The sequence below is a fragment of the Pseudomonas sp. ENNP23 genome, from assembly GCF_001728945.1.
GTDB classification, from domain to species: domain Bacteria; phylum Pseudomonadota; class Gammaproteobacteria; order Pseudomonadales; family Pseudomonadaceae; genus Metapseudomonas; species Metapseudomonas otitidis.
The window spans coordinates 40,485-53,642 of the sequence record NZ_LYSP01000006.1; the positions used below are offsets into that span (position 1 = coordinate 40,485).

Genomic DNA, 13,158 nt, shown 5'->3' on the forward strand with positions numbered 1-13,158 from the left:
ATCACCGCCAACGAAAAAGCGCCCCGAGGGGCGCTTTTTCATGGAGCCGGAACGGCTCAGGCCTGGGCTTCACCACCCTGGATACGCGCCATTTCCTGGGCGTACAGGGCATCGAAGTTGACCGGGGAGAGCATCAGCGCCGGGAAGGAGCCGCGCACCACCAGGCTGTCCAGGGTTTCGCGAGCGTAGGGGAACAGGATGTTCGGGCAGAAGGCGCCCAGGGTGTGGCTCATGGAGGCCGCATCCAGGCCCTTGATCAGGAAGATGCCGGCCTGCTGCACTTCCGCGATGAAGGCGGTTTCCTCGCCGTTCTTCACGGTCACGGACAGGGTCAGCACGACTTCGTAGAAGTCGCCGTCCAGGTTCTTCTGGCGGGTGTTCAGGTCCAGCGCGACGCTGGGGGACCACTCCTGGCGGAAGATCTCGGGGCTCTTGGGGGCCTCGAAGGACAGGTCACGCACGTAGATGCGCTGCAGGGAGAATTGCGGTGCGGCTTCCTGGGAAGCGCCGTTTGCTTGTTCAGTCATTTGGCAGAACCTTCTTGTTCGTCCGTTACCGGAGGGTCAAGCCTCGAGCAGGGCATCCAGCTTCCCGGCCCGCTCCAGGGCATAGAGGTCGTCACAGCCGCCCACATGGGTCGGGCCGATCCAGATCTGGGGCACCGAGGTGCGGCCCGCCTTGCGGGTCATCTCGGCGCGTACATCGGGCTTCCCGTCCACCTTGATCTCTTCGTACTGGACGCCCTTGCTCTGCAGCAGCTGCTTGGCTCGCATGCAGTAGGGGCACCAGTCGCTGGAATAGATGACGACGTTCGGCATTTCACTTCACCAGGGGCAGGTTTTCGCCGCGCCAGCTGCCGATACCGCCGGACAGCTTGAGCGCATTGAAACCGGCCTTCTTCAGGTCACGGCAAACGGTGCCAGCGTGCTGGCCCATGGTATCGACCACGATGATGGCCTTGTCCTTGTGCTTTTCCAGCTCGGCCATGCGGGCGGCGAGCTTCTCGAAGGGGATGTTCAGGGCGTCGACGATGTGGCCGGCGCCGAAGTCCTTCACCGAGCGCACGTCCAGCACCAGGCCCTCGCCGGAGTTGACCAGCGCGGTCAGCTCGCGGGGGCTGACGGCACGACCGCTGCGGCGCAGTTCATGGACGATCAGCAACACCAGCAGGACGACGAAGATAGCGCTCAGCACATAGTGGTTAGTGGCAAATTCAATCAGGTGGGCAAGCATCGACGGGTCCCGGGGCGGTAAAATGCCGGCCAGTATACACAGCGCCACAGGTCCACCAAACCCCGGCCAGCGGTGACGTACAAGGAACTTGTACGTAAAATGCCGCTCCCTTTTTGCTCACGCCCCCTTGCGAGTCGGACGCCATGACAGCCACGCCCAAACCCCTGGTCCTGATCATCCTGGACGGCTTCGGTCACAGTGACAGCCCGGACTACAACGCCATCCACGCCGCCCGCACCCCGGTCTACGACCACCTGCGCGCGACCCAGCCTAACGGGCTGATCTCCGGCTCCGGCATGGACGTGGGCCTGCCCGACGGGCAGATGGGCAACTCCGAGGTGGGCCACATGAACCTGGGCGCCGGCCGCGTCGTGTACCAGGACTTCACCCGCGTCACCAAGGCCATCCGCGACGGCGAGTTCTTCACCAACCCGGAGATCGTCGACGCCGTGGACAAGGCCGTCGCCGCCGGCAAGGCCGTGCACTTCATGGGCCTGCTTTCCGACGGCGGCGTGCACAGCCACCAGGACCACCTGGTCGCCATGGCTGAACTGGCCGCCCAACGCGGCGCCGAGCAGATCTACCTGCACGCCTTCCTCGACGGCCGCGACACCCCGCCCAAGAGCGCCCAGCCCTCCATCGAGCTGCTCGACGCCGCCTTCTCCCGCCTCGGCAAGGGTCGTATCGCCAGCCTGATCGGCCGCTACTACGCCATGGACCGCGACAACCGCTGGGACCGCGTCGAAGCCGCCTACAACCTGATCACCGAAGGCCGTGGCGAGTTCGCCGCCGCCACCGCCGCCGAAGGCCTGGCCGCCGCCTATGAGCGCGGCGAGAGCGACGAGTTCGTCAAGGCCACCACCATCGGCACGCCGGTGCGGGTGGAAGACGGCGATGCCGTGGTGTTCATGAACTTCCGCGCCGACCGCGCCCGCGAGCTGTCCCGCGCCTTCGTCGAGCCGGGCTTCACGGAATTCGCCCGTGCCCGTGAGATCGCCCTGGCCGGCTACGTGATGCTGACCCAGTACGCCGCCAGCATCCCGGCCCCCAGCGCGTTCAAGCCCGAATCCCTGAACAACGTGCTCGGCGAATACCTGGCCAACAACGGCAAGACCCAGCTGCGCATCGCCGAGACCGAGAAGTACGCCCACGTCACCTTCTTCTTCTCCGGCGGCCGCGAAGAGCCGTTCGCCGGCGAAGAGCGCATCCTGATCCCTTCGCCCAAGGTCGCCACCTACGACCTGCAGCCGGAGATGAGCGCCCCCGAGGTGACCGACCGCATCGTCGACGCCATCGAGCAGCAACGCTACGACGTGATCATCGCCAACTACGCCAACGGCGACATGGTCGGCCACACCGGCGTGTTCGAAGCCGCGGTCAAGGCCGTCGAGTGCCTGGACACCTGCCTGGGCCGCATCACCGCCGCCCTCGACAAGGTCGGCGGCGAAGCGCTGATCACCGCCGACCACGGCAACGTCGAGCAGATGGAAGACGAAGCCACCGGCCAAGCCCACACCGCACACACCTGTGAGCCGGTGCCCTTCATCTACTACGGCAAGCGCCCCGCCCGCATCCGCGAAGGTGGCATCCTCGCCGACGTGGCACCCACCGTGCTGACCCTGATGGGCCTGCCGGTGCCGCCCGAGATGACCGGCACCCCGATCGTCGAGCTGAAATGACCCCGGGGCCGACCGCCGGCCCCTCGGATTGGTCCGAATGCCCCGGTGCGCAGGCCCCGGGGCGTTTTTTTTACAGAGCGTGACGGGCATACTAGGCCGGTCCTCCCGCCTGGTGACGCACCCCTCATGTTCCGCGCCTTCACGTTCCTCCTCTGCGCCTGCCTCCTGGCACCGGCCTTCGCCGACGAACGCGCCCAGACCCAGCAACAGCTGGACCAGGCCGCCAAGGACGTCGCCGAGCTGAAGAAGCTGCTCAAGCAGCTGCAGGAGGAGAAATCCGGTGTCCAGGCCGACCTGAAGAAGACCGAGTCCGACATGGGCCAGCTGGAGAAGCAGGTCAAGGAACTCCAGCAGGAGCTGGACAAGGGCGAAGGCGAGATCAAGCGCCTGGATCAGGAGAAAAAAAAACTCCAGGGCGCGCGCGCTGAACAGCAGCGGCTGATCGGCATCCAGGCCCGCGCTGCCTACCAGAGCGGTCAGCAGGAGTACCTCAAGCTACTGCTCAACCAGCAGAACCCCGAGAAGTTCGCCCGCACCCTCACCTACTACGACTACCTCAGCCAGGCGCGCATGGAGCAACTGGCCACATTCAACGAGACCCTGCGCCAGCTGGCCAACGTAGAACGCGACATCGCCACCCAGCAGGCCGCCCTCGTCGAGCAGAAAAGCGCACTGGACAGCCGCCGTGAGCAGCTCGCCGGCCTGCGCAAGGAACGCCAGCTGGCCCTGGCCAAGCTCAACCGAGACGTCAGCGACCGCGACCGCAAGCTCAAGGCCCGCCAACAGGAACAGGCCGAACTCGGCCGCGTGCTCAAGACCATCGAGGAAACCCTGGCCCGCCAGGCCCGCGAAGCCGAGGAAGCGCGCAAGCGCGAACTGGCCGAGCGCCAGCGCCAGGAAGAGGCCCTCAAGCGCAGCCCCGGCACCCCGCCGCGCACCGTCGAAGGCCCGCTGGTCTCCAGCATCGGCACCTCCTACGGTGGCCCGTTTTCCAGCGCCCGGGGCAAGCTGCCCTGGCCGGTGAATGGCCGTCTGGTGGCGAGATTTGGAACTCCGCGCGGCGAAGACGAACGAACCAAGTGGGACGGCGTGCTCATCGGAGCGGCCGCCGGCAGCCAGGTGCGCGCCATCCATGGCGGGCGCGTGGTGTTCGCCGATTGGTTGCGCGGCGCCGGGCTGCTGGTCATCCTCGACCACGGCAACGGCTACCTGAGCCTGTATGGCCACAACCAGAGCCTGTTGAAGAACGCCGGCGACGTCGTCAAAGCCGGTGAGTCCATCGCCACCGTCGGCACCACCGGCGGCCAGGACACACCCGCGCTGTATTTCGCCATCCGCCAGCAGGGGCGCCCCAGCGACCCCACGCAGTGGTGCCGAGCGCAAGGATAAGCGCCACCCAATCCCGTAGGAGTTGATACGCATGCCGCATCTGTCCCGCCTTACCCCCCTGGCCATGGCCCTGGCGCTGCTCGTGGGCTCGCCCCTCATCCACGCCGCCCAGGAGTCCAAAGCCGCCGAGTCCGCTGCAGCCGCAACGGCCACGGCCTCCGGCAAGGCGCCCCTGCCCCTCGACGAGCTGCGCACCTTCGCCGAGGTGCTCGACCGTATCAAATCGGCCTATGTCGAGCCGGTGGACGACAAGACCCTGCTGGAGAACGCCATCAAGGGCATGCTCAGCAACCTCGACCCGCACTCCGCCTACCTCGAGCCCGAGGCCTTCCAGGAACTGCAGGAAAGCACCAGCGGTGAATTCGGCGGCCTGGGCATCGAAGTGGGCACCGAGGACGGCTTCATCAAGGTCGTCTCGCCCATCGACGACACCCCTGCCTCCAAGGCCGGCATCCAGCCGGGCGACCTGATCGTCAAGATCGACGGCCAGCCCACCAAGGGCCTGTCGATGATGGAAGCCGTGGACAAGATGCGCGGCAAGGCCGGCAGCCCCATCGTCCTGACCCTGGTACGCGAGGGCGGCCAGCCCTTCGACGTCGAGCTCAAGCGCGCGGTGATCAAGGTCAAGAGCGTCAAGAGCCAGTTGCTGGACAAGAACTACGGCTACATCCGCATCACCCAGTTCCAGGTCAACACCGGCGAGGAAGTGGGCAAGGCTCTGGCCAAACTGCGCAAGGACAACGGCGACAAGAAGCTCGCCGGCCTCGTGCTGGACCTGCGCAACAACCCCGGCGGCGTGCTCCAGGCGGCCGTGGAAGTGGCCGACCACTTCCTCACCAAGGGCCTGATCGTCTACACCAAAGGCCGCATCGCCAACTCCGAGTTGCGCTTCTCCGCCGACCCGGCCGACGCCAGCGAAGGCGTGCCGCTGGTGGTGCTGATCAACGGCGGCAGCGCCTCGGCGGCGGAGATCGTCGCCGGCGCCCTGCAGGATCAGAAGCGTGGCGTGCTGATGGGCACCGACAGCTTCGGCAAGGGCTCGGTGCAAACCGTGCTGCCGCTGAACAACGACCGCGCCCTGAAGCTCACCACCGCGCTCTACTTCACCCCCAACGGCCGCTCCATCCAGGCCCAGGGCATCGTCCCGGACGTGGAAGTGGCACGCGCCAAGGTGACCCGCGAGCAGGACACCGAGAACTTCAAGGAAGCGGACCTGGCCGGCCACCTCGGCAACGGCAACGGCGGTGCCGACCGCCCCAGCTCCAGCAAGGGCAAGGCCGCCGCCGCGCGCCCGCAGGACGACGACTTCCAACTGAACCAGGCCCTCAACCTGCTCAAAGGGCTCAACGTCACCCGCGGAGAGTAGGATGCGCCGTCGTGCCTGGCTGCTTGCGCTGCTGTTCGCCGCGCCGGTGGCCGAGGCCCGCGAGCCGTTGCCACCCCTGCCCCGGCTGCCCCTGGCGACGGAGCAGGCACCGGCGGTCCAGCCGGAGCCGATCAGGCCGGGCCCGCTGGTCCTCACCCCACGCGCACCCGCTGGCGGTGCCTCACCGGCGCCCGACCACACCCCTGCCCCGGGCCACACACAACCCGCGCCGCCTGCGGTACCTCCCTCGGCCAAACCCACCGCACCGGCCAGCCAGCCACGCCCCCGCCTGGCGCTGATCATCGACGACCTGGGGCAGACCCCCGAGCGCGACCGCCGCGTCCTCGCCCTGCCGGCCACCGTCGCCCTGGCGATCATCCCCGAAACACCCCACGCCACCGACCTGGCCCGGCGCGCCCATGACGCCCGCCGCACGGTGATGCTGCACCTGCCGATGGACCCCGCCGGCGGCCCCTTCGCCTGGCACCCCGACCTGCCGGAGGCCGAGCTGGCCCGGCGGCTGGATGCGGCCTTCGCCGCCGTGCCCTACAGCCAGGGCGTGAACAACCACATGGGCAGCCGCATGACCGCCCAGCCCGAGGCCATGGCCTGGCTGATGAGGCGCCTGCAGGCCGACCACCGCTTCTTCGTCGACAGCCGCACCAGTGCGGCCACCGTCGCCGCTGCCGAAGCGCAGAAGGCTGGGCTTGCCAGTCTCTCCCGGGATGTGTTCCTCGATGACGACCAGCACCCCGAGGCCATCGCCCGGCAGTTCGAGGCCGCCCTCAGCCTGGCGCGCAAGCAGGGCACCGCCGTGATGATCGGCCACCCTCACCCGGCCACCCTCGCCCTGCTCGAACGCGAACTGCCACGCCTGGCAGAGCGCGGTTTCGAGCTGGTGAGCGTGCCGCAGATGATCGCCCTGCGCAGCAACCGCGCCATGGCCGCCCACGGCAAGGGCGGCCAGTACCGCTAGCCGGCCTGTGCGAGCGCACGCCTGGGCTATAGGCTGGCCGCCCCACCCTGAACGGAAGCCCGCCATGCCCCTTCGCCGCCCTCTCATCGTTCCGCTCGCCGCCGTGGCCCTTGCTGCCGTGGTGCCCCTCGGTTTCATCTGGATCATCACCAGCGCCAAGCTGGAACTGGGCGGGGCCAGCCCCGACGAGGCCGTGGTCGGCAGCGTCGAGCGCATCGGGCAACGCGCCATGGAGCAGTACTGCACCGGCGTCGTGGCCACTCCACGTAACACCTGGCTGGTGGGGCGCATGGAAGGCGACAGCTCCGAGGGCGAAGAGGTCGGCCAGGACCTCGGCCAGCTGATCCGTGGCGAGAAGAAGCCCGACGATGAGGAAGAGCACTCCTTTGCCCCTTTCTCCAGCGGTTTCACCCAGGAAGCCCAGGCCACCTACCTGTCGCGGCTGGATGACCAGGGCCGCTTCGTCCAGGTCGCCCACCTGGACGAGACCGCCTGCCTGGTGGCCAACGCCGACGGCAGCAGCCTGTTCCTGCTGACCGGCGTGGACCGCCCCGGCAAGGACCCGCTGGAGGGACTCCAGCAGACCATGGTGCTGCGCAGCGACGACCAGGGCGCCAGTTGGCAGGTGCTGCCGGACGGCTTCTTCCCCGAGGCCGACGATCTGGCCTGGTCCCTCAAACCCTACTTCCACGATGCCGACCAGGTCTGGGCCTGGGCCACCCTGCCGCAGAGCGCCACCCCCAGCGCCGGGTACGGCTACGAGCCCGACACCACCGTCGACAACCGTGCCGGCCTCTACTACTCCCCGGATCGCGGGCGCACCCGCCAGGCCCTGGTCGCTCCGGAGAACCTGCTGGTGAGCCTGGACGAGATCCGCAAACGCGCGCCCGCCGACGCCGAGTGGGGCGACAGCGCCGGGACCTTCGGCACCATCACCCCGCACGTCTGGCAATACGACGACGACCATGCGGCGCTGTGGATCGGGCAGTCCTTCCTCTATGGCAAGCCGGGTGGCGACTACCTCGACACACCGCTGTTCGTCACCACCCGCGCGGAGCTGGTCCGCGAAGGCGGGCAATGGCGCATCGGCCCGCTGAAGCGGGATACCGGCGTGCTTGTGGAGCACCTGGTAGGCACCGGCCAAGGCCAGGTGTACGGCGTGATCAGCCGGGAGAGCACGCACGCCATGGAAGTGGCCGAATGGCAGCGGGAGAGCGCCAGTTGGCAGGTCAACGGGGAATTACCCTCACCCTTCTGGCCGCTTCAGGCCTTCACCGGACTGAGGCTGTTCCTGGCGGGGGATGGCGTGCTGCTGGCCAATACCGACAGTCGCTACCACGTACCCCAGTGGCTGTCGCTCAAGAAGAACGGCGAGTCGTCGCGCATCTCGGCGGATGCAGTGTTCTATTCCCGCGACGGCGGCCGCTCCTGGTCGCGCCTGGCCATCGCCGGCTACCTGGGCGTGCTCGGGCTGGACCGCAATCAGGACCAGGTGTTCTGGGCCGATGGCAATTGGTACGACAGCGACGACCGGCGCATCTATCGCTACGGCCTGAAATGAAACACAGCCGGCGCCCCCTTATGGGGGGCCGGCTGCAAGGGGCGGGGGCTCAGAGGTAGTTCTTGGTCGCTTCTTCAACGAAGCCTTCGGCGCGCATCTGGTCCAGGGCCTTCTGCAGTCGCTCGATCACCTCGTCGGGGGTGTCCTTGTTGAAGGCCAGGTACAGCTCGACTTCATTGAAGCGCAGCACGGTCTGCAGGCCGGTCACGCCCTCCTGCTTGGCCAGGTAACGGCCTACCGGGTCGGTGGTGGCCCATAGGTCGATCTGGCCCTTTTCCAGCTTCTTCACGTTCTCCTGGTCACGCAGGGCGTTCTGCGGGCTCAGGCCCTGGGTCTCCAGGTATTGGCTGACAGCGTCGTTCTTGTAGGCACCAATGCGGTACTGCCCGGCGCTCTTGAGGTCCTTCACGCTCAGCGTGCTGCCCGGAGCGGCCAGCAACACCCAGCCACTCTTGGCCAGCGGGCCGACCCACTTGAACTGCGGCTTGCGCTCTTCGGTGTAGGTGGTGGAGAACAGGCCGTAGTTGGGCTTCTCCTGGGTCAGGCGGTAGAGGCGGTCCCACGGGAAGCGCAGGGTCAGGTTGTAGGAGATGCCGGCGCGCTTGAACATCTCGCGGACGATATCGGTGCTGATGCCGTCGATGCCGTCGTCACGGGCGAAGTTCTTGTCGTCGACCGCCATGTTGAAGGGCGGGAAGTTCTCGGTGAGCAAGACCACCTTGTAGTCGGCCGGCAGCTCGGCGCGAGCCGCCAGGGAGAGGGTGATCAGGCCGAGGGCCAGAAGAGGTCTGAATAGCTTGTGCATCGTTCTACCGCTCGCGTTGGTGTTGTGATTATGGCCAGCGGCATCCCTGCGTGGGCACGGTCCCACAGACGTTCACTCAGCCCGTCCCGCCATCCAATGGCAAGCGACCGGCTTCAGGGCCGGTCGCGAGGTTCTTACAGGTAGCTGTTGATGGTCTTGTCCACGAAGCCTTCGCTGCGCAGTTGCTCCAGGGCGTCCTGGAGCTTCTTGACCACCTCGTCCGGCACGTTCTTGTTCAGCGCCAGGTAGAGCGGGGTCTGGTTGAAACGCAGCACGGTCTTCAGACCGGTGATGCCTTCCTGCTTGGCCAGGTAGCGGCCAGCGGGATCGCCGGTGGCCCAGAGGTCGATCTGGCCCTTCTCCAGCTTCTTGGCGTTTTCCTGGTCGCGCAGGGAGGTCAGTGCCTCGATGCCCTTCTCGGTCAGGGCCTGATGGATGGCATCGCCCTTGTAGGCGCCAACCTTGTACTGCTTGGCCTGCTCCAGGCTAGTGACGCTGATGGTGCTGTCGCCACGGGCCAGCAGGACCCAGTCGTCCGGGCCGATGGGGCCGACCCACTTGAAGGCGGCCTCGCGCTCCGGCAGGCGGGCGGTGACGAAGATGCCGTAGTCGGCCTTCTCCTGCGCCAGCTTGTAGATGCGGTCCCAGGGGAAGCGCAGGGTCATGTTGTACTTGACCCCGGCGCGCTTGAACATTTCCTGCACGATGTCGACGGCAATCCCGTCGATGTTGTCTTCCTGGGCGAAGTTCTTCCCGTTGATCGCCATGTTGTAAGGCGGGAAGTTCTCCGTCAGGAGCACCACCGTGTAGTTCTCGTCCACTTCGGCGCGAACGGTCCCGGCCAGCACCAGGAGAGTGCTCGCCAGGGCGAGCAGGAGGCGTTTCGACATATGCAACTACCTTGTAAGGAGGATGGGTAAAACCAACGGGCCTGACCCGGGTACAGGTTATCGGCCTCGGCTGCCCAGGCTGCGAACCGGATCACGGTTGCAGCCAAAGCATAAATGAAGGCAAGAATCGTGCTCAGCGCACCACGATGCCCCGGCTGGCCAAGTAGGCCTTTGCCTCCGGAACAGTGTATTCGCCGAAATGGAAAATGCTCGCGGCCAGCACCGCATCGGCCTTGCCGTCGAGGATGCCGGCGGCCAGGTGCTCGAGATTGCCGACCCCGCCGGAGGCGATCACCGGGATGCGCACACGCTCGCTGATGGCGCGGGTAACGCCCAGGTCGTAACCGCTCTTCACGCCGTCCTGGTCCATGCTGGTCAGGAGGATTTCCCCGGCACCCAGCTCTTCCATCTTCGCCGCCCAGGCCACTGCATCCAGCCCGGTGGGCTTGCGACCGCCGTGGGTGAAGATTTCCCAGCGCGGCGTCTCGCCCGGCGCGGAGACCCGCTTGGCGTCGATGGCGACCACGATGCACTGAGAGCCGAAACGCGAGGCCGCCTCGCCGACGAACTCGGGGTTGAACACCGCGGCGGTGTTGATGGAAACCTTGTCGGCACCGGCGTTGAGCAGGTTGCGGATGTCCTGCACGGTGCGCACGCCGCCGCCCACGGTGAGCGGGATGAACACCTGGCTGGCCATGCGCTCGACGGTGTGCAGGGTGGTGTCGCGGCCATCGACGCTGGCGGTGATGTCGAGGAAGGTGATCTCGTCGGCCCCCTGCTCGTCGTAGCGGCGGGCGATCTCCACCGGGTCACCGGCGTCGCGGATGTTCTCGAACTTGACGCCCTTCACCACGCGGCCGTTGTCCACGTCGAGGCAGGGGATGATGCGTTTAGCCAAAGCCATACAGGAACCCTCTGGTGCCGGCTGCGCCGCGCGCGCCGTTGCGCGTGATTAACCCTTGTAGCTGTCGCAGAAGGCCTGGGCCTCGGCGACGTCCAGGGTGCCTTCGTAGATGGCGCGACCGGTGATGGCACCGATGATGCCGGGCGCCTTGGCGGCCAGCAGCTTCTCGATGTCGCCCAGGTTGTGGATGCCGCCGGAGGCGATCACCGGGATGCGGCTGGCAGCGGCCAGGGCCGCCGTGGCCTCGACGTTGCAGCCCTGCATCATCCCGTCCTTGGCGATGTCGGTGTAGACGATGGCGGAGACGCCGTCGGCCTCGAAACGGCGGGCCAGGTCGACCGCCTGCACGCTGCTCACCTCGGCCCAGCCGTCGGTGGCGACGAAGCCGTCCTTGGCGTCCAGGCCGACGATGACCTTGCCCGGGAAGGCCTTGCAGGCCTCGGTGACGAACTCGGGCTCCTTCACCGCCTTGGTGCCGATGATCACGTAGCTCACGCCGGCCTTGACGTAGTGCTCGATGGTTTCCAGGGAGCGGATGCCGCCACCGATCTGGATCGGCAGGTTCGGGTAGCGCTTGGCGATGGCGGTGACCACCTCGCCGTTCACCGGCTTGCCTTCGAAGGCGCCGTTGAGGTCCACCAGGTGCAGGCGGCGGCAGCCCCCTTCCACCCACTTGGCGGCCATGCTCACCGGGTCGTCGGAGAATACCGTGGAGTCGTCCATGCGGCCCTGGCGCAGGCGCACGCAGGCACCGTCCTTCAGATCGATAGCGGGGATAATCAGCATCGGTTCAACCTGTTCGAAGTCAGTGGAGTCGGCGGTGCGCTCAGGCTTTCTCGAGCGCCCACAAGTCGCTCTCGATGCTGTCGAACCTGTCTTTCAGGTGCGCCTGCACGTCGGAGATCGCCTTGTTGTAGAAATGCGGAGCGAATTCGCGGGCGAAGAAGTCCAGGACTTCCTCGGCCTCGAAGGAACCCAGCTCCAGTTCGAAGCGGTCGGCCATGAAACGCTTGATGGCCAGTACGGCGTCCTGGGTCTGGGTCGCGTCGAGTTGCAGGCTGGGGGCCTTCTTCCCGCGGCTCATGGGCTTACCAGCGGCCGTCCCAGGCGGCGAAGTTCTGCAGCAACTGCAGGCCGTGGGTGTGGCTCTTCTCCGGGTGGAACTGCACGGCGAAGCGCGAGCCCTCGGCCAGCGCGGCGGCGAAGTCCTTGCCGTAATGACCGCGACCGACCACCTGCTTGGGGTTGCCGGCCTCGATGTAGTAGCTGTGCACGAAATAGAAGCGCGCCAGGTCCGGGATGTTGTGCCAGAGCGGGTGTGCCACGCTCTGCTGCACCTCGTTCCAGCCCATGTGCGGCACCTTAAGCGGCTCGCCGGCTTCGGCCAGGTCCTTGCCGAAGAAGCGCACTTGGCCCGGGAACAGGCCGATGCAGTCGACCCCGTCGTTCTCCTCGCTGTGTTCCAGCAGCGCCTGCATGCCGACGCAGATGCCGAGGAACGGGCGGTCCTGGCTGACCTCGGCCACCAGGCTGTCGAAGCCCAGGCGGCGGATCTCGGCCATGCAATCGCGGATCGCCCCCACGCCGGGGAACACCACGCGGTCCGCCTCGCGGATCACGCTGGCATCACGGGTGACCAGCACCCGACCGGCGCCGACGTGTTCCAGAGCCTTGGCAACCGAGTGCAGGTTGCCCATGCCGTAATCGATGACTGCGACGGTCTGCATCAGAGCACGCCCTTGGTGGACGGCATCTGGCCGGCCATGCGCGGGTCAAGCTCGATGGCCATGCGCAGGGCGCGGCCGAAGGCCTTGAAGACGGTCTCGATCTGGTGGTGGGTGTTGTGGCCACGCAGGGTGTCGATGTGCAGGGTCACCAGAGCGTGGTTGACGAACCCCTGGAAGAACTCCTGGAACAGGTCCACATCGAAGCCGCCGACGGTGGCACGGGTGAAGGGGACGTGCATCTGCAGGCCGGGGCGGCCGGAGAAGTCGATGACCACGCGGGACAGCGCCTCGTCCAGCGGGACATAGGCATGGCCGTAGCGGACGATGCCCTTCTTGTCGCCGATGGCCTGGGCGAAGGCCTGGCCGACGGTGATGCCAACGTCTTCCACGGTGTGGTGGTCGTCGATGTGCAGATCACCCTTGCACTCGATGTCGAGGTCGATCAGGCCATGGCGGGCGATCTGGTCGAGCATGTGCTCGAGGAAGGGCACGCCGATGTCGAAGCGGGCCTTGCCAGTGCCGTCCAGGTTGATCGAGACCTTGACCTGGGTCTCCAGGGTGTTGCGCTCAACGGATGCCTTACGTTCGGCCATCACCAACTCCGCAAAATCATTGGGCGAAAGGGGCG

Annotated in this window: 15 protein-coding genes; 5 read left to right on the forward strand and 10 right to left on the reverse strand. The window is 66.8% G+C overall.

The window, feature by feature from the left end:
* Positions 1-56 precede the first annotated feature (56 nt).
* Genes secB through A9G05_RS05180 form a run of 3 tightly spaced genes read right to left on the reverse strand, consistent with a single transcriptional unit; the run spans position 57 to position 1,233 of the window.
* Entirely contained in the window at positions 57-527 is a 471-nt protein-coding gene (secB, locus tag A9G05_RS05170) for a protein-export chaperone SecB (protein ID WP_044405414.1), read from the reverse strand.
* Between the two features lie 36 nt (positions 528-563).
* Positions 564-818 carry a glutaredoxin 3 gene (grxC, locus tag A9G05_RS05175; protein ID WP_044405413.1) on the reverse strand — a complete coding sequence of 85 codons (255 nt, stop codon included), beginning with the start codon at positions 816-818 and terminating at the stop codon, positions 564-566.
* A 1-nt stretch (position 819) separates the two neighbouring features.
* Positions 820-1,233, reverse strand: coding sequence for a rhodanese-like domain-containing protein (locus A9G05_RS05180; protein WP_069559953.1), 414 nt, complete (start codon positions 1,231-1,233; stop codon positions 820-822).
* Between the two features lie 143 nt (positions 1,234-1,376).
* On the opposite strand from A9G05_RS05180, the gene gpmI reads away from it, so the two are divergent.
* The 5 genes from gpmI (at position 1,377) to A9G05_RS05205 (ending at position 8,204) form a co-directional block, all read left to right on the forward strand.
* Positions 1,377-2,912 (forward strand): 2,3-bisphosphoglycerate-independent phosphoglycerate mutase, encoded by a 1,536-nt coding sequence (gene gpmI, locus A9G05_RS05185; protein WP_069559954.1) that lies wholly within the window; start codon positions 1,377-1,379, stop codon positions 2,910-2,912.
* A 126-nt stretch (positions 2,913-3,038) separates the two neighbouring features.
* A complete protein-coding gene (locus A9G05_RS05190; RefSeq protein WP_069559955.1) occupies positions 3,039-4,301 on the forward strand; it encodes a murein hydrolase activator EnvC in 1,263 nt (420 codons plus the stop codon).
* 31 nt (positions 4,302-4,332) lie between these two features.
* Complete coding sequence (locus tag A9G05_RS05195; RefSeq protein WP_069559956.1) at positions 4,333-5,667, forward strand: S41 family peptidase; 1,335 nt, start codon at positions 4,333-4,335, stop codon at positions 5,665-5,667.
* A 1-nt stretch (position 5,668) separates the two neighbouring features.
* The gene (locus tag A9G05_RS05200) at positions 5,669-6,643 is read left to right on the forward strand and encodes a divergent polysaccharide deacetylase family protein (RefSeq protein WP_083272501.1); all 975 of its coding nucleotides are present in this window, start codon (positions 5,669-5,671) and stop codon (positions 6,641-6,643) included.
* Between the two features lie 64 nt (positions 6,644-6,707).
* Positions 6,708-8,204, forward strand: a complete 1,497-nt coding sequence (locus A9G05_RS05205) for a hypothetical protein (protein ID WP_069559957.1) — start codon at positions 6,708-6,710, stop codon at positions 8,202-8,204.
* 49 nt (positions 8,205-8,253) lie between these two features.
* Here the strand turns inward: A9G05_RS05205 and A9G05_RS05210 are convergent, their stop codons facing one another.
* From A9G05_RS05210 to hisB, 7 genes are all read right to left on the reverse strand, one after another.
* Positions 8,254-9,009 (reverse strand): ABC transporter substrate-binding protein, encoded by a 756-nt coding sequence (locus tag A9G05_RS05210; RefSeq protein WP_069559958.1) that lies wholly within the window; start codon positions 9,007-9,009, stop codon positions 8,254-8,256.
* A 134-nt stretch (positions 9,010-9,143) separates the two neighbouring features.
* A complete protein-coding gene (locus A9G05_RS05215; RefSeq protein WP_069559959.1) occupies positions 9,144-9,899 on the reverse strand; it encodes an ABC transporter substrate-binding protein in 756 nt (251 codons plus the stop codon).
* A gap of 133 nt (positions 9,900-10,032) precedes the next feature.
* Positions 10,033-10,803: an imidazole glycerol phosphate synthase subunit HisF gene (gene hisF, locus A9G05_RS05220; protein WP_044405405.1), complete on the reverse strand. Its 771-nt coding sequence runs from the start codon at positions 10,801-10,803 to the stop codon at positions 10,033-10,035.
* A gap of 48 nt (positions 10,804-10,851) precedes the next feature.
* Positions 10,852-11,589 carry a 1-(5-phosphoribosyl)-5-[(5-phosphoribosylamino)methylideneamino]imidazole-4-carboxamide isomerase gene (hisA, locus tag A9G05_RS05225; protein WP_069559960.1) on the reverse strand — a complete coding sequence of 246 codons (738 nt, stop codon included), beginning with the start codon at positions 11,587-11,589 and terminating at the stop codon, positions 10,852-10,854.
* Positions 11,590-11,629: 40 nt separating this feature from the next.
* Positions 11,630-11,887 carry a DUF2164 domain-containing protein gene (locus A9G05_RS05230; protein ID WP_044405403.1) on the reverse strand — a complete coding sequence of 86 codons (258 nt, stop codon included), beginning with the start codon at positions 11,885-11,887 and terminating at the stop codon, positions 11,630-11,632.
* A gap of 4 nt (positions 11,888-11,891) precedes the next feature.
* Complete coding sequence (gene hisH, locus A9G05_RS05235; RefSeq protein ID WP_069559961.1) at positions 11,892-12,530, reverse strand: imidazole glycerol phosphate synthase subunit HisH; 639 nt, start codon at positions 12,528-12,530, stop codon at positions 11,892-11,894.
* Positions 12,530-13,123: an imidazoleglycerol-phosphate dehydratase HisB gene (hisB, locus tag A9G05_RS05240; protein WP_069559962.1), complete on the reverse strand. Its 594-nt coding sequence runs from the start codon at positions 13,121-13,123 to the stop codon at positions 12,530-12,532. The genes hisH and hisB overlap by 1 nt, the downstream gene beginning before the upstream one ends.
* Positions 13,124-13,158: the final 35 nt, after the last annotated feature.